This is a genomic window from Rhizobium sp. CC1099, assembly GCF_029714385.1.
Lineage (GTDB): Bacteria > Pseudomonadota > Alphaproteobacteria > Rhizobiales > Rhizobiaceae > Rhizobium.
The window spans coordinates 862497-879264 of the sequence record NZ_CP121641.1; the positions used below are offsets into that span (position 1 = coordinate 862497).

Consider the following 16768-nt stretch of genomic DNA (forward strand, 5'->3'; position numbering starts at 1 on the left):
CTCGCTCGAACCTCACTCAATGAATCATTACTGATTCGCCGTGTCCAGAGGGAAAGGTAAAAATCTGTTAACTATCTATAAGTGCTGTTTTTTTGCCGAGACGTTTCGAAGCGCCGCAGGCTCGCGCGGCGCCTGTGGCGAGCAAATCACCCCTTCAGCGTGCGCTCGACGATGTCGCGAACGTCCGTCGAAAGGGCGGGTGCGTGTTCGATCTCCGTCAGAGCAGCGCGGGCCAAACCGGCGCGCACCGGCTCCAGCGACCGCCATGAACGCATGGATGTCAGGATGCGGGCAGCAAGCTGCGGATTACGCTGGTCGATATCGAGGATCTCGCGCGCCAGGAAGCGATAGCCTTCGCCATCGGCCCGGCCGAAGCCGGTGGGATTGGTGAAGGCAAACGTGCCGACAAGCGCGCGAACGCGGTTCGGATTGGTGCGCTTGAAGAGCGGACTTTCCATCAGCTTGCGGACCCGGTCGAGCGCGCTGGGGCCAGGGATGGTTGCCTGCACGGAAAACCACTTGTCGATGACGAGGGCGTTCTCCGCAAAGTGGTCCCGGAATGTTGAAAGAGCGGCGATCGCTTCACCGCTTTCGGGAAAGCGGTGAGCCAGGACCGTCAGCGCGTGCAGCCTCTCGGTCATGTTGTTGGCGGCGTCGAACGCAGCCTTGGCGCGTGCTGGGCCATTCTCCACATAGGAAAGGTAGGTCAGCGCGGCATTACGGAGCGCCCGGCGGCCGGCGCTCTTTGCGTCAGGGCTGAAGTCGCCCGGCGTGGTCATTTTCTCGAAGAGACCGGTAAAGATTGCGATTCCACGATCTGCAATCTGCTTCATGACGGCCTGGCGCCCGGCATGGATCGCATCCGGATCGTTGTTGCTGCCGAGTTCGCGGGAGATGTCGGATTCGCTCGGCAGGGCGAGCGCCTGGGCGCGGAAGGCGGGCTCAAGGCTCTCGTCGGCGGCGGCATGAAGCAGTGCATCGATGGAGGTCTGTTCGCAGGCAATCGCTTTGCCTTCACGCGCATCGCGCGCAGCCTTCAGCAGGTTCGGCAATGCCAGATCGGTCAGCGCCTGCCAGCGAGCGAAATGGTCCGTCTCGTGACGGGCGAGCAGCGCGAGGTCGGCGGGGCTTTGGTCGAGATGCAGGTTGATCGGCGCCGAAAAGCTGCGGTTGATCGAAACGACTGGCCGCGATCCGATGCCGTGGAGAACAGCAGTCTGCGTTCTGCCGATGAGATGCAGCACCTCTCCGGTATATTCGGCTCCTTCGACGGAGGCCGGCTCGATCTTGCCGCCGTTTTCGCCGAAGAGGGCGAGGCTGAGCGGGATATGCATCGGCTTCTTGTCGGTTTGGCCCGGCGTCGCCGGAACCATCTGCTCCAGAGACAGGCTGAAGGTCTTGGCGGTCGCATCGTAGCTGCCGGAGGCGGTGACGAGCGGCGTGCCGGCCTGGTGGTACCAAAGCGAGAACTGCGCAAGGTCGCGGCCGCTCGCATCCTCGAAGCACTTGACGAAATCCTCGATCGTGACCGCCTGGCCGTCATGGCGATCGAAATAGACGTCCATGCCCTTTTTGAAAGTCTCCTTGCCGAGCAGGGTGGCGATCATGCGGGTGACTTCGCTGCCCTTCTCGTAGACCGTTGTCGTATAGAAGTTATTGATTTCCCGATACTTCGTCGGACGAACCGGGTGGGCGAGAGGGCCGGCGTCTTCCGGAAACTGCTCCGACTTCAGATGCCGGACCTCGGCAATGCGCTTGACCGGACGCGAGCGCTGATCGGACGAGAATTCATGGTCGCGATAGACGGTCAGGCCTTCCTTGAGGCAGAGCTGGAACCAGTCGCGGCAGGTAATGCGGTTGCCGGTCCAGTTGTGGAAATATTCATGCGCGATGATCGCTTCGATATTGGCGTAGTCGGCATCGGTTGCGGTTTGCGGATCGGCGAGAACATATTTGTCGTTGAAGATATTGAGGCCCTTGTTCTCCATCGCCCCCATGTTGAAGTCGGAAACGGCGACGATCATGAAGATATCGAGATCGTATTCGCGTCCGAAGGCCTCCTCGTCCCACTTCATGGAGCGCTTCAGGGCGTCCATGGCATAGGCTGCACGAGGCTCCTTGCCGTGCTCGACGTAGATCTTCAGGGCGACCTCCCGGCCGGACATCGTCGTGAACGTGTCCTCGATGACGCCGAGATCGCCGGCGACGAGCGCGAAGAGATAGCTCGGCTTCGGATGCGGATCGAACCAGGCCGCGAAATGCTTGCCTTCGCCATAGCCGGCGCCGCCGAGGAAGTTGCCGTTGGAAAGCAGAAGCGGATTGGCGGCCTTGTCGGCGATGATGTTGACAGTATAGGGCGCCAGAACATCCGGACGGTCTGGGAAATAGGTGATGCGGCGGAAGCCCTCGGCCTCGCATTGGGTGCAGTAGATACCGCCGGTGCGGTAGAGGCCCATCAGCTGGGTATTGGCTTGCGGATTTATGATCGTTGAGATCGTCAGTTCGAAGGGGTCGGCTGCGGGAAGGTTGTAGACGGCCAGGCTATCGGCTGTCGCCGTATATTGCTCCGGCGGCATTTCCATCTGGTCGAAGAGCAGAGCGGAAAGTGAAAGCTCGTCGCCGTCGAGAACAAGCGGCGCCTTCGGGTCGGCACCTTCGCGGCGATGGAAGATCAATCGCGCTTCGACTTTTGTTTCTGTGGGATCAAGGTCGAAGGTCAGGTCCACGCGTTCCAGAACGAAATCGGTGGGGCGGTAGTCTGCCAGATTGATGACCTGGCCCGTGTCTGTACGCATAGTGTTCCCTGAAGACCTTTATCGATATGGGCTGGGACAGACGCGAATGCTCTGCCGTAGGTTTTGCAGCATCATCACATTAAAGTCTGAACTAAACTTAAAGCGAAATGGAGGGAGTGCAAGTTTGATTGCCGCAATTGGCGGAGATGCTTAGATGACAAGCGGACGAGCGTGCACTATCTGAGATTGAGCGCGGCCCTTATGGCAGCATCGTCTTCTGTCCGCTGGACGACGACGCCGTGCCACCCGAGACCGTCATAATCTTCGTATCCCAAGGTCTTGGCAAATGCGACGATCGATCCGTTGTTGTCGTAGTAGCTGCCGCGGGATTGGCCTGTCTGATTTTGCAGTGCGAAGTGGGTGAAGAGAAGCGCCGGATTGCTTGCGGCGATGATCCTGCTTGCGCCATCGAGTAGCATGACGGTCGTCTTTTCCGCGACCTGCGGCGGCAGGTTGGCCTCTTTGTCGACGATCGCCTGTCCCTGGTTCTGCCAGTCGAAATAGACGCCGAGCGTCCCGACGATCGCCCCGTCGACTTTGCCGCCTTCGCGGACGCCGGTGGCATAGACAAGCGCGGTCCGGCCGTCGTGCAGCGGGCTGGGGCGGACCTCGTCGACGATGTAGTCGTCGCCGCACTTGCAATGCGCCGCCGCCTGGAACCAGGCGTCGCCGGCAAGCGAACGGTTGGTGACTTTGCGCTGGAACTCGGGATTTGCCGAGGCGACGATACGCCCGGAAAGATCGGTCAGCACGAGGTCCAGATAGACCGTGTAGAATCGGTTTATCACGCCGAGCCGCTCGGACGCAAAGCTTGCCTTGTCGCTGCCCGGCTCCTGCAGGGCCTGCCACAATGCGGTATCGGTTGCCCACCATCGCACGTCAGCCGTCCGTTCGAAGAGGTTGCGCACGATAAGCTGGACGAGGGTTTGCGCAAGGTCCGTCAACCTCACGCCTTCCATCTCGTTCACCAGCGATTCCGCCGTCGTCCGCGACAGCCCGATGCGGCCAAGGACGTTGCTCTCGAATTTTCCCGCGATATCGCTTGCAACCTGCGCCAGACGCTGTACCTCGTTGGCAACGACGGCAAAGCCCTTGCCGGTCTCGCCCGCGCGAGCGGCCTCGATCAGTGCGTTGATCGCCAGCAGCTTGATCTGCTTCACCACATGCGTGTTGGCTAAACTGAAATGCTCAAGATCGGTACCGATCCCTTCCGTCACAATGCGCATGGAACGCGGCGTTGCGGTCTGCTGTGTCTGATCGCTTGTCTTAAGCGGCATCATGGAGATGATCCTGGCAACAATTGAAGTGGCGGTTATGAAAGTGACGCTTGCGATACTGCTGAAATCAATGCGAGTTTATGGTTTTCAAAAGATTAAGAGTTGAAATGTTCGACCAAACATTTTTGGGCACATCTCTTTTGTGCTGATTTTTTGTGCAGCCATGCGCCGTAATGCGAGGGAACTGAATGCGCCGGCGCCTTTTTTTCACTTTTGGCCTGTTCTTCGAGCGCAGCGCCTGCCACAGTCATGTTGCGTCGAGTCTGACGTATTTCCCCGCTTCAAATTACTGGCGCACGAGTTTCTGACATGCAGTCGGCTTTCGAAAACCCGATGAGAGGTATCCTGATGAAGGTCTCATCGGTGGTGGTCTTTCTCGGCATGCAGACCTTCATCAAGCTCGCCGGTTCCGATGTCGCGCCGGGGCAGGTGACCTTCTATCGCTCCTTCTTCGCGCTCTTCCCGATCATGGGTTATCTTGCTTATCGCGGACAGTTGCGGGCGGCCTTCCGTACGGCAAATCCGATTGGCCATCTAAAGCGGGGCACGATCGGCATCCTTTCCATGGGCTTCGGGTTTTACGGCCTACTGCATCTGCCGTTGCCGGAGGCGATTGCGCTCGGCTATGCGACACCATTGATCGCGGTCATTTTCGCGGCAGTCTTCCTTGGGGAGACGGTCAGAATATACCGTTGGAGTGCGGTTTTCTTCGGTATAATTGGCGTTGCCATCGTCTCGTGGCCCAAGCTTACGCTTTTCAGGCAGGGCGGCATGGAGGCAGAACAGGGGGTCGGGGCGTTGTGCGTCCTGATGTCCGCCGTGCTTGCCGGCATGGCGATGATCCAGGTCCGCAAGCTCGTCGAAGAGGAAAGGACGGCGACGATCGTTCTCTATTTCTCGATGATCGCATCGCTCTTCTCGCTCGCGACGCTGCCGTTCGGCTGGGCCTCGCTCGATCTCGACACGATGTTTCTGCTGGTCTGCGCAGGCTTTTGCGGCGGCGTCGGGCAAATTCTTCTGACGGAGAGCTACCGTCACGCTGATGTGTCGACAGTGGCGCCGTTCGAATACACGTCGATCCTGCTTGGCGGCATTGTCGCCTATTTCGTGTTTGGCGATGTCCCGGGCGTCCATATGATGGTCGGAACGGCGATCGTCATCGCAGCCGGCATATTCATCATCTACCGCGAGCATCAACTCGGGTTGGAACGCCGCAAAGCCCGGAAAGCCGGCACGCCGCAGCCCTGATCGGATCAAGGCAGAAATCCGCCTGCCGATCGTCCAACCCGGCCGGGAATGCACTGGCGAAATTTAAGGATACCAATCGGCCCCCAAATGTGGTTTCTAAATATGACGAAACTTCATTTATTCAAAGCCTTGCATGTCTGATTGGCCGCTGATGCCGGATCCTGGTCCCCGTGCTTAGCTGCTCCGAACGCTGGCTTGCGAGCGGGACGCCCATGAAATTTACGGCAGAAGAACTGGCGCGGCACCCTGATTTTCTGCTCAGCATCCGTCATCTGGCCGGGACTTTGCGCGGCATGTTCCAAGCCGGTCCGCGCCTTGCGCGTCTGCTCACCTCCCACCAGCGCTGGCTCCTCACCCAGACGGCCTATGCGCTCGCCATGCAGTACGATCCTGGCGATCCCTCTTCGGGGCTTTCCGCAGTTTCGCTGACGACGCTGATAACACGACACAAGGTCGCGAGCCGCAACACGGTTTTGAACTTCATCGAAGAGCTCTTCACCTATCGCTTCATCACCCATGCGCCGGGCGAAGAGCGCCGCCGTCCGCGTCATTTCGAACCGGCCGAAGTCAGCAATCAGGCAATGTACGGCTGGCTCCTCGCCAATCTCGCCGCTCTCGACATGTTGGACCACGGCGATCGCGCCGGCTGCCTGCAGGCGCATCCGGAGCTCCTTCGGATTGCCCAGCCGCTGGTTGCCCGCCGCTGCCTCGAAGATACGGCCTGGCGGGAGCCGCCGCAGCCCATTGCGCTCTTTCTTTGGACGGAAGCGGGCGGTCTGGTAGTGGACTATCTCATGGCTCGAATTGACCTTAACGGTGCCGACACCGAAAGGTTCGACGTCGGCCGCGTCGAAACGCGCAATCTGGCCGGCGATTTCATGATGTCGCGAACGCACCTCCAGCGCCTCTTTGCAAAGGCGGTGCAACAAGGCTGCGTTGGCTGGTACGACGAGCCCAGGAAGACGCAGTTATGGGTGTCGCGCGATTTCGTCAGGGAATATTGCAGCTGGCAGGCCGTTAAGTTTGCCTATGTCGAGGACGCCTTTCACGTTGCCCGGGCAAAACTGGAGTGCGTGCCGGCCAAAGTGCTGGCGCAAGCTTAAAGCGCGATCGCCGCGATTTCTTTGACCAGCGAATCCGGCTTGGCGGTGGAAAGCTCGCGCTGATACTCCTTCGCGGCGCAGACGGCAGCGCGGATATGCTCGATCGTGTCGATATTGCTCAGAAGCGAAACGAGAACTGCAGACATCAAAAAGACTCCGATCGCGCGCCCGATGCCGGGCCGCGCGCTCATCTCAGTATTCCTGGAAATCCACGAAGATTGCGGAGGGCCGCGCCGTGCGGCCGCCGATACCGGTCCCGCGGGCGATCATCTGCTCGTTGGTCGCAAAGCCCAAGCGGCTGTAGCCTTGCGTGGTGCGAGCCGGATCACTTGCCAGGCGGAGGGTTTCAAACCCGCAGTGTATAGGACGAAAACTTGCCTTCATTGCCTTGGTTCCTGTCAGATTCCTCCCAAGACAAGACTATATATTGCAGTGCAGCATCGATTCTGCAATGCGCCAAAATAGGATACAGCCATGCGGGAAATGCATGGGTTGTTTCATAAAAACTTAATGTTTGTCTATTTTCTAATCAGGTCGAGCGACTTAAGGCGTGCCTGAAACGCCAGGAGATCACTCCAAGCCAGCCGCTTGTTGATCGGCGCGGTCAGGAGATCCTGCGGGTGTAGCGTCGCGATTGCCGGTATCGTCAGCGGCCCGGCACCGATCTCTTTCCACTGCCCGCGCAGGCCGTGAATGGTGTCGTTCTCGCCGAAGAAGAAGCGGGCGGCGAAATTGCCGAACAGCAGGATTACCTTCGGTTCGGCAAGCGCGATCTGGCGTTCGATGAAGGGACGGCAGATTTCCATCTCGGCGACAGAGGCGACACGGTTGCCTGGCGGGCGCCAGGGAATGACCTGCGTCAGAAGAATGCCGTCGCGATCGAGCCCAATGGCCGCCAGCATCCTGTTGAGAAGTTCTCCCCCGCGCCCGGCAAAAGGCGTGCCCTCGCGGTCGTCGTCGGCGCCAGGTGCCGACCCGATCACCATAATGCCGCTTGCAGCGTTGCCCGTCGCAAAGATCGTCGAACGCGCACTGTGCTTGAGATTGCAGCCGTTGAAGGCCTCGATCGCGGTCTTGAGCTCTCCGAGCGATCGCGCACTCTCGGCCGCAAAGCGCGCGTGCTGCACGGCTTCGCCATCAGGAATGGCAGGCTGCGGCCGAGGGGCTGCGCGCTCAGCCGGCGCTGCGGCTTGACGTTGCGCCGCCGCTGGCCGCTCGGGCTGGGTCGGGCTTTGCGGGGGAGCGGCGGCGTTGCGCCGCGCCACCTTCATCGCCTCGAACTCGGCGAAGCGATCGACTGCTTCCTCCTCCAGCAGCCATTCGACGCCGGCTTCTGCATGGAAATGCAGAAGCGCGGCAAGCTCGGCCGGGGAAAGTTCGTTGACGGAGACCATACGGCGACCTTAGCGAAGTGGCAGCAGCAATGAAAGGGCGGGTGCCGTGCTCTGCGGCTATTGCACAGTCCATTGCGCGATGTCGTCGCGTTCGCCGATCAGGGCAAGCCCGTGGGCAATGGAGAGAAGCTCGCCGCCGGTCTCGATCTTGCCGGCGTCGAAGCGTTCGGTGAAGATGCGGCGGACGGCAGGCACGAAGGATGTGCCGCCGGTCAGGAAGACCTTGTCGATGTCGCCGGGCTTGGTTTCTGTCTTCTCCAGAACGTCGTTGAGCGTGCCTTCGATACGAGCCAGATCCTCCGCGATCCAGCTTTCGAAGTCCTTCCGGCGAATGATGCGATGGCCGCCGCGGCCGAGCGGGCCGAAATCGAATGGTGCTTCGTCTGCCGAAGACAGTGCCATCTTGGTGGCGGAGATCGCCTGATAGAGCGGATAGCCCTCGTCGTGATCGACGAGATCGATAAAGGTCTCGAGCTTCTCCGGCTCGAGCGCCGTGCGGACCAGTTTCTTCAGATCCTCGAATTCGCGCGAGGTCTTGAAGATCGAAAGCTGGTTCCAGCGGCCGAAGCTCGAATAATAGTTCGACGGCACCTCAAGAATCTTGTCGAAGCTCTTGAAATGACTCCCCTTGCCGATCTGCGGCGCGACGATGTTGTCGATCATCCGGTAGTCGAAATGATCGCCCGCGACGCCGACGCCCGAATGGCCGACCGGCGTTGCCGTCAGCTTGCCGGCAACGGTTTCGAAGCGGATCAGCGAATAGTCCGTCGTGCCGCCACCGAAATCGGCAACGAGCACCGTCGCGTCCGACTTCAGGTTCTGCGCGAAGTAGAAGGCGGCGGCAACCGGTTCGTAGACGTAGTGGATTTCGCGAAAGCCGAAGCGCAAGAGCGCTTTGTTGTAGCGTTCGGTTGCAAGCGCCGGATCGGGATTGGCGCCGGCAAAGTGCACCGGCCGCCCTGTGACGATGCGCGTCACATCCGTCGACCAGTTTTCGCCCGCATAGGCGCGCAGCCGCCGGATGAAGACCTCCATCAGGTCTTCGAAGCTGTGGCGCTTGGCAAAGATCAGCGTGCCCTGGAAGAGGGCGCTTGCCGCAAAGGTCTTGATCGACTGGAGGAAGCGGCAATCGCCGGGATTGTCGATGAACTGGCGGATCGCCGCATGCCCGGCCTCGACCTTCAGGGCCGATGTGCCGAGCTGCGGATCCTTCATGAAGGAAAGCGCCGTGCGCATGCTGTCGGCCGTGCCTTGCGCGCTGGTGAACGCCATAGAATGCGTCGTCCCGCCATGGGCCGTGGCGAGAACCGTATTCGTCGTGCCGAAGTCGAAACCCAGCGCCTGAGCCATGCCCGCACCTCTTCATGCCGATTGTGATTGAGACCGGAGCCTTGCTCCGCATGAAGGACGCGCGCGCGCCCAAAATTTAGGAGGGCGCGTGATGCCATAGAGGGGCGACACATTCAAGAGGGAAGGCGAGGGGCGTCGTGCCAATCTAGTGGTGGGCCCCTCATCCGCCTGCCGGCACCTTCTTCCCGTAAACGCGGCGAAGGGGGATATGCCGCGCTGGCTTGCCCACTTCTCCAACGTCGAGTGAGGCGTGTCCTCATCTCCCCGCAGGCGGGGAGAGGGTTAGGGTGAGAGGCAATGCGCGAAAGCCCGACCGAAAGATCACTCCGCCGCGATCGCCGTCGGCCCCTCTTCGTCCGGCATCGCTTCCTTTCGCTGCCAAAACCTCTGAAGCCAGCTGTTCAGGCGGCCCATCTCGATGAAGATAACGGGTGTGATGAAGAGCGTCAGAGCCTGGGAAACAATGAGGCCGCCGACGACGGCGACACCCAAAGGCTGGCGCAGCTCGGAGCTGGCACCGGTGCCGAGTGCGATCGGAAGAGCGCCGAGAAGCGCACAGAAGGTCGTCATCATGATCGGCCGGAAGCGCCGCACGCAGGCCTCGTGAATGGCCTCCATAGGCGACATCGATGTGGAGCGCAGGTTCTCCAGCGCCACGTCGATCATCATGATCGCGTTCTTCTTCACGATGCCGATCAGCATCAGGAGGCCGATGAGCGCGATGATCGAGAGGTCGAAACCCATCACCTTCAGAGCCAGCAGTGCGCCCAGAGCGGCGGCCGGAAGGCCGGACAGAATGGTGAGCGGGTGGATGAAGCTCTCGTAGAGAACGCCGAGGACCACATAGATCGTCAGCACCGCGGCGAGGATCAGAAGCGGCGTGTTGCCTTGCGACTGCTCGAAGATCTGCGCCGTACCGCCATAGAACGTGAAGACGTCCGCCGGCATGTTGATGTCCTTCTTGATCTGGTCGATCGCGGCTGTTGCGTCACCCAGCGCCTCATCGGCAGGCAGGTTGAACGAAACCGTCGTCGAGACGAGCTGACCTGTCTGGTTGATCGTCACCGGCCCGGTGTTTCGCTCGACCCTCGCGAAATTCGACAACGGGACAAGCGTGCCGTTGGTTGAGGCGACCCGGATATCCTGAAGCTTCTGATCGTCCCAGGGCTTGTTGGTATCGTATTCGACGATGACGTCGTAGCTGTCGCCGGTGGATTGGATTTGCGCTGCCGTATAACCGCTGAACGATTCCTGCAGGGTCGTGCGCAGCTGGCTGTTGTCGATGCCGAAGGCGGCTGCCTTTTCGGAATCGACGACGATATTGGCCTGTAGCGCGTTGTTCTGCGCATCGGTTGTCACGTCGGTGAAGCGCGGATCGCCGCGCATTGCCTGCTGGATATTATTGGCCCAGAGATTGGTCTGGTCGGCGCTGAGTGCCTGAACGACCAGCTGATACTGGCTTGCGGTCTGACGGCCGCCGAAGCGCAGGCTCTGCTGCGGCGTGATGAAGGCTTGCAGGCCGGGCACCTTGCCGATGCTGGCCCGCAATTCGCGCAAGGTCTGGTCAAGCGGCGGACGCTGCTCCTTGTCCTTCAGCTCGACATACATCGTGCCATTGTTGAGCGGGCTCCGCGCGTTGCCGCCGACGATCGACATGACGTGATTGACCGCCGGATTCTGTTTCACGATCGCTGCGGCCTGGTTCTGCAAGGCTACCATCGCCGGATAGGAGATGTCCTGGCGTGCCCTTGTGGAGATGTTCAGCCGGCCGATGTCCTCGGTCGGGAAGAAGCTGGAGGGCAGCGTCATGAACAGATAGGCGTTCAAGCCGACCGAAGCGAGGAACAGGCCAAGGATCGCAGGCCGGTGGCCGAGGCACCAGCCGACCGCCCGATCGTAACCTCTGAGCGTGCGTTCAAAGCCCGCATCGAACCAACGGACGAAGAGGGGCGGGGTGCCCTTACCGCTTGAAAGCCGCGAGCCGAGCATCGGCGTTACCGTCAGCGAGACGATGGCGGATGCGACGATCGCCATTGCGACGACCATGCCGAATTCGTTGAAGATGCGGCCGACGACCCCGCCCATCAACAGGATCGGGATGAAGACCGCAATCAGCGACACCGACATCGAAATGATCGTGTAGCTGACCTCGCCGGCGCCCTTGATCGCCGCATCGAGGACCGGCATTCCCTCTTCGACATGCCTAAGAATGTTCTCCAGCATCACGATCGCATCGTCCACCACGAGGCCGACTGCGAGCGTCAATCCGAGCAGCGAGATGTTATCGACGCTGTAGCCGAGTACGTACATCATGCCGAAGGTCGAGATCAGCGAGAGCGGAACGGCAAGGCCCGGAATGATCGTTGCGGTCAGATGGCCGGTGAAGAGGTAGATAACGAGCACAACGAGGCCGATCGTCAGCAGCAGGGTGAACTTTACATCGGAAATCGCGTCGCGGATCGGCTTGGCGGAATCGTTCATGACCTTGGTGGTGACTGACGACGGGATCTCGGCATGCAGCGTCGGCAGCTTGGCGTTGATCGCATCGACGACCTCAACCGTGTTCGCATCCGGCTGGCGCTGGATGGCGAGGATGATGCTGCGGTTCCCGTCGTACCAGCTGCCGGTATTCTGGTTCTCGACGCTGTCTTCCACCTTGGCGATGTCGCCGAGATGAATCGGCGCCCCGTTCGGGTTTGCGATCACCAGCGAGCGGAATTCCGCTGCGTTGGTGCGTTGCGTGTCGGCGTTGATCGTCATGCTCTGCGCGTCGTTCTGCAGCGTGCCGACCGGCACCTGGCTATTGGCGGCGCTGATTGCCTGGTTGACGGTATCGATGCCGATGTTGCGGGCAAGCAGCTTGTTGGGATCGACCTCGACGCGGACGGCATAAGTCTGTGCGCCGAACACGGTCACTTCGGCCACGCCGGGCAGGGTGGAGAGCGACGGCGAGATGATGTCTTCGGCGATGGCGTCGAGCTTGCTGCGCGGCATCGTATCGCTCTGCACCGCAAGCAGCATCACCGGCGCGTCGGCCGGGTTCGTCTTGCGGTAGCTCGGCGGCGTGGTCATGTTGTCCGGCAACTGCCGGGTCGCATGCGAGATTGCGGCCTGCACGTCGGCCGCGGCCGCATCGATGTTGCGGTCGAGGTCAAACTGCAGAATGATGCTGGTATTGCCGAGCGAATTGGTCGCGCTGATTTCGCTGATGCCGGGGATGGTCTGGAACTGCTTGATCAGCGGCGTTGCGACCGAAGTCGCCATGGTCTGCGGCGAGGCGCCGGTGAGCGCGGCCGAGACGTTGATCGTCGGGAAGTCGACCTGCGGCAAGGCCGCGACTGGCACGAGCCGGTAACCTGCAAGACCTGCAAGGATCACGCCGATGGCGAGAAGGGTCGTCGCAACCGGCCGGCGGATGCAGAAATTCGGGATCATTGTTTTGCCTCCGCCGCCAGGGTTCCGGTCTGGTGAGCCGGCTGGTCGGCGGAGGCGACGTTCAGCGCCTTGTCATCGAATTGCTCGTTGACATGCTGCTGGTCGGCAAGCTGCGCCTGTCCCTCGATGACGACGTGATCGCCTTCCGAGAGCCCGGCGGAAACGGCGGTGAAACCGCCGTTCTCGCGGGCGACGGTGACGGGCGTCATCTGCACCTTTTCATCCTTCACGACATAAGAAAAGAACCCGTTGGCGCCGGGGCTGACGGCGACGGTCGGTACGACGACCTGCTGTTCTTTATTGTTGAAGTGAACGACGAGATTGACGGATTGCCCGGGCCAGAGCGCGCCGGTCGCGTTTTCGAAGCGCGCCTTCGCGAGGATCGTGCCGGAAGCAGTGTCGACCGTATTGTCATAGAAGCTGATCGTCCCGCGGCGCACGCTACCCTTCGTCGAATCCGGTGTGGTCGTGACCTCGACGGGTCCGGTGGCGAGCGATTGCTTCAACTGGCGCAGATCGCGTTCCTGCAGATGGAACTTCACATAGATCGGATCATATTGGGCAATCGTCACGATCGCCGTTCCGGCACCGACGAAAGCTCCAGGGCTGACCGCGATGTCGCCAAGGCGGCCGTCGAAAGGCGCGCGGATTTGCGTGTGTTCGAGCAGAACCTGATCGGAGGCGAGCGAGGCCTTGTCGGCCTCGACGGTGGCGGCAGCCGTGTCGCGAGCGGCCTTGGCCTGGTCGTAGCTCTGCTGCGTGCCGGCCTTTTGCGCCAGGAGATCGGCTGCGCGTGTGAGAGCTGTTTCGGCTTCCAAGAGCGTCGCTGTGTCTCGGATGATCGTCGCTTTGTCCTTGTCGACGGCGGCTTGCGCCGGCCGGTCGTCGAGCTTGACGATCAGGTCGCCTTGCTTGACCGTGGCGCCGTCGGTCGCGACGATCGAAGTGACAAGGCCCTGTTCCTGCGCGGCGATCGTGGTGGTGTTTTCAGCTTCCGCCCACCCCGAGGCCGTGACGTCTCGCGGCAGCACTGTCTTCACGGCGGCGACCGTTTTCACGAGCGTCGGGCCGCTGCCTCCCCGCCGGTTATGCTGCCCGCCGCCTTGCTGGCCCGCTTGCGCGTTGCCGCCTTGTTGCGCAGGCGCCCTGACCAACTGCGAGACGTAGGGAAGCTGGTCGACGAAGGGAATCCTGTTTCCGAATTGCCAAATGCTGACGGCAGTAACTGCAATAATGGCGAAGGTGATCCAAAATTTCTTCATGTGTGAGACCGGTCTTGACGGGTTGCGCGAAGTTTCCGGTCCCGATTGAGCCGCCCATATTGCGGCGCGAAAAAGACATAATCCGCCGGCCGCAATCAATAAGTGGTTATAATGGCTTAAATTTTCGTAATGATCGGCGTGGCGCCTATCTCGCGCTTGCGGTCAAACCGAACGCGCCGCACCGCCGTCGCAACGGATCTGTGAGCCGGTGATGTAACTCGCCGGCTGGCTGCAGAGGAAAGCGGCGGTTGCTGCGAATTCCTCCACCTTGCCATAGCGGCCAACCGGAATGCGCGCTTCCTTGTCGCTGCGGATGTCTTCCATGCTTTTGCCGGTGCGCTTGGCGGCCGCGCCGTCAAGCTCGTCGAGGCGTCCGGTGAGGATGCTGCCCGGCAAGAGCAAATTGGCCGTCACGCCGTGGCTTGCGACTTCCGAGGCGAGCGTCTTCGACCAGCCGGCAAGGGCAGGGCGCAGCGTATTGGAAAGCGCCAAATTGGCGATGGGCTCTATGACGCCGGACGAGGCGACGGTGAGGATGCGGCCCCAACCTTGCGCCTTCATGCCCGGAAGCAGGGCGTTGGTCAGTGAAATGACACGCAGCACCATCGACAAGAAATAAGTCTCGAGCTTCTCAGGCGTCATGTCCTCGGTCGTTCCAGGCGTCGGGCCGCCGGTATTGTTCACTAGAATATCCAGGCCACCGAACTTTTCCTTGACGGCGGCAGTCACCGTATCGACGAATTTCTCGTCAGCCAGATCAGCCCAGATCCAGTCGGCCTTGCCGTTGCCCTCGGCGTTGATCGCCTTGCAGTTGGCCTCCAACTGCTCACCACTGCGGCCGCACAGAAGTACGTTTGCGCCTTCACGTGCGAGTGCGACCGCAATGCCATGGCCAAGCCCGCGCGACGAAGCCAGAACGAGTGCGCGTTTGCCGTTGATTCCGAGATCCATGATGTCCTCCAGATGCTTCGGCTTCTGTATAAGGCGCAGCCGACGGAAAAGGGAAGGGTGCTTCTACCGAAGAACAATTGACGTTAACGTAAGCGTTATATAATCTTGCGGTGGAGGAGATATTCATTGTGCGAATTGGAGGATCGGCTGTCGCTTCCCGGCTCGACAATGCTTTCCGGTTTTGACAAGACAATCACCCGACAAGGGGATTATGGCCGCGTGGGCGGCCGAACGGAGACGGATGAATGACCGAGACGACTGAGCTGCCGGAACGTGAGTCGATGGAATTCGACGTTGTGATCGTCGGTGCCGGACCTGCGGGTCTTTCGGCAGCCATCCGGCTGAAGCAGGTCAATCCGGAGCTTTCCGTCGTCGTGCTCGAAAAGGGGGCGGAAGTCGGCGCGCATATCCTCTCCGGCGCCGTCGTCGATCCGATCGGCATCGACCGGCTGCTGCCGGATTGGCGCAGCCAAAGCGATCATCCGTTCAAGACCGAGGTGACCGCCGATCATTTCCTGGTGCTCGGTCCGGCCGGTTCCGTCCGCCTGCCGAATGTCTTCATGCCGCCCTTGATGAACAACCACGGCAACTACATCGTCTCGCTTGGGCTTGTCTGTCGCTGGCTCGCCACGAAGGCGGAGGCACTCGGCGTTGAAATCTATCCCGGGTTTGCGGCAACCGAGGTGCTCTACAACGACGACGGTGCGGTCATCGGTGTCGCCACCGGCGACATGGGCATCGACAAGAGCGGCGAGCCAGGGCCGAACTATACCCGCGGCATGGCACTTGTCGGCAAGTACACGCTGATCGGCGAAGGCGTGCGCGGCTCGCTCGCCAAGCAGCTGATCGCCAAGTTCGACCTTTCGAAGGGCCGCGAGCCGCAGAAGTTCGGCATCGGCCTCAAGGAGCTCTGGCAGGTCAAGCCGGAGCACCACAAGCCTGGCCTGGTGCAGCATTCCTTCGGCTGGCCGCTCGGCTTCAAGACCGGCGGCGGCTCGTTCCTCTATCATCTGGAAGACAACCTCGTCGCCGTCGGCTTCGTCGTCCACCTGAACTACAAGAACCCCTATCTCCATCCGTTCGAGGAGTTCCAGCGCTTCAAGACGCACCCGGCGATCCGCGGCACCTTCGAGGGGGGCAAGCGGCTCTCCTACGGTGCCCGCGCCATCACCGAGGGCGGCTACCAGTCGGTGCCGAAGCTTTCCTTCCCCGGCGGCGCGCTGATCGGCTGTTCGGCGGGCTTCGTCAACGTGCCGCGCATCAAGGGCAGCCACAATGCCGTGCTGTCGGGCATGCTGGCGGCCGACAAGATCGCCGCGGCGATCGCGGCGGGCCGCGCCAACGATGAAGTCGTCGAGATCGAAAACGACTGGCGCAAGAGTGATATCGGCAAGGACTTGAAGAAGGTCCGCAACGTCAAGCCGCTCTGGTCGAAGTTCGGCACGGCGCTCGGCGTGGCGCTCGGCGGCCTCGACATGTGGACCAACACGCTGTTCGGCTTCTCCTTCTTCGGCACGCTCGGCCACGGCAAGACCGATGCCCAGTCGCTGGAGCCGGCCGCCCAGCACACAAAGATCGACTATCCGAAGCCGGATGGCGTCTTGACCTTCGATCGTCTCTCCTCGGTGTTCCTGTCGAACACCAACCACGAGGAAGACCAGCCAGTCCACCTGCAAGTCAAGGACATGGCGTTGCAGAAATCGTCCGAGCACGACATCTATGCCGGACCGTCGGCGCGCTACTGTCCGGCCGCCGTCTATGAATGGGTGGTGAAGGACGGCAAGGACACCTTCGTCATCAACGCCCAGAACTGCGTGCACTGCAAGACCTGCGACATCAAGGACCCCAATCAGAATATCAACTGGGTCCCGCCCCAGGGCGGCGAGGGGCCGGTCTATCCGAATATGTGAGGTCGAGCAGGCTTGATTTTCAAACACAAGGAGCCCGGCAAAC

The 16768-nt window shown here is 61.0% G+C and carries 12 protein-coding genes; 3 read left to right on the plus strand and 9 right to left on the minus strand.

Going from position 1 to position 16768, the window contains the following annotated elements; genetic code table 11:
* Positions 1 to 146: 146 nt before the first annotated feature.
* Together pepN and QA644_RS04295 are read right to left on the minus strand one after the other, a co-directional pair.
* A complete protein-coding gene (gene pepN / locus QA644_RS04290; protein WP_283071229.1) occupies positions 147 to 2795 on the minus strand; it encodes an aminopeptidase N in 2649 nt (882 codons plus the stop codon).
* A 176-nt stretch (positions 2796 to 2971) separates the two neighbouring features.
* Entirely contained in the window at positions 2972 to 4075 is a 1104-nt protein-coding gene (locus tag QA644_RS04295) for a methyl-accepting chemotaxis protein (protein ID WP_283071231.1), read from the minus strand.
* 306 nt (positions 4076 to 4381) lie between these two features.
* Between QA644_RS04295 and QA644_RS04300 the strand changes: the two genes are divergently transcribed.
* Entirely contained in the window at positions 4382 to 5320 is a 939-nt protein-coding gene (locus tag QA644_RS04300) for a DMT family transporter (RefSeq protein ID WP_194729281.1), read from the plus strand.
* A 212-nt stretch (positions 5321 to 5532) separates the two neighbouring features.
* Positions 5533 to 6423, plus strand: coding sequence for a hypothetical protein (locus QA644_RS04305; protein ID WP_283071232.1), 891 nt, complete (start codon positions 5533 to 5535; stop codon positions 6421 to 6423).
* Here the strand turns inward: QA644_RS04305 and QA644_RS04310 are convergent.
* The 7 genes from QA644_RS04310 to QA644_RS04340 all read right to left on the minus strand — a co-directional run bounded on the left by QA644_RS04310 (position 6420) and on the right by QA644_RS04340 (position 14815).
* A complete protein-coding gene (locus QA644_RS04310) occupies positions 6420 to 6569 on the minus strand; it encodes a hypothetical protein (RefSeq protein WP_167377852.1) in 150 nt (49 codons plus the stop codon). The two genes, QA644_RS04305 and QA644_RS04310, sit on opposite strands and share 4 nt — an antisense overlap.
* A 46-nt stretch (positions 6570 to 6615) precedes the next feature.
* Positions 6616 to 6807: a hypothetical protein gene (locus QA644_RS04315; RefSeq protein ID WP_283071234.1), complete on the minus strand. Its 192-nt coding sequence runs from the start codon at positions 6805 to 6807 to the stop codon at positions 6616 to 6618.
* 134 nt (positions 6808 to 6941) lie between these two features.
* Entirely contained in the window at positions 6942 to 7817 is an 876-nt protein-coding gene (locus QA644_RS04320) for a uracil-DNA glycosylase (RefSeq protein WP_283071236.1), read from the minus strand.
* A gap of 57 nt (positions 7818 to 7874) precedes the next feature.
* Positions 7875 to 9167, minus strand: a complete 1293-nt coding sequence (locus QA644_RS04325) for an Hsp70 family protein (protein ID WP_283071237.1) — start codon at positions 9165 to 9167, stop codon at positions 7875 to 7877.
* A gap of 321 nt (positions 9168 to 9488) precedes the next feature.
* The gene (locus QA644_RS04330; RefSeq protein ID WP_283071238.1) at positions 9489 to 12602 is read right to left on the minus strand and encodes an efflux RND transporter permease subunit; all 3114 of its coding nucleotides are present in this window, start codon (positions 12600 to 12602) and stop codon (positions 9489 to 9491) included.
* The gene (locus QA644_RS04335; RefSeq protein ID WP_283071239.1) at positions 12599 to 13864 is read right to left on the minus strand and encodes an efflux RND transporter periplasmic adaptor subunit; all 1266 of its coding nucleotides are present in this window, start codon (positions 13862 to 13864) and stop codon (positions 12599 to 12601) included. Before QA644_RS04335 ends, QA644_RS04330 begins: the two co-directional genes overlap by 4 nt.
* A 162-nt stretch (positions 13865 to 14026) precedes the next feature.
* Positions 14027 to 14815 (minus strand): SDR family oxidoreductase, encoded by a 789-nt coding sequence (locus QA644_RS04340; RefSeq protein ID WP_283071241.1) that lies wholly within the window; start codon positions 14813 to 14815, stop codon positions 14027 to 14029.
* Between the two features lie 245 nt (positions 14816 to 15060).
* On the opposite strand from QA644_RS04340, the gene QA644_RS04345 reads away from it, so the two are divergent.
* Complete coding sequence (locus QA644_RS04345; protein WP_283071242.1) at positions 15061 to 16725, plus strand: electron transfer flavoprotein-ubiquinone oxidoreductase; 1665 nt, start codon at positions 15061 to 15063, stop codon at positions 16723 to 16725.
* Positions 16726 to 16768: the final 43 nt, after the last annotated feature.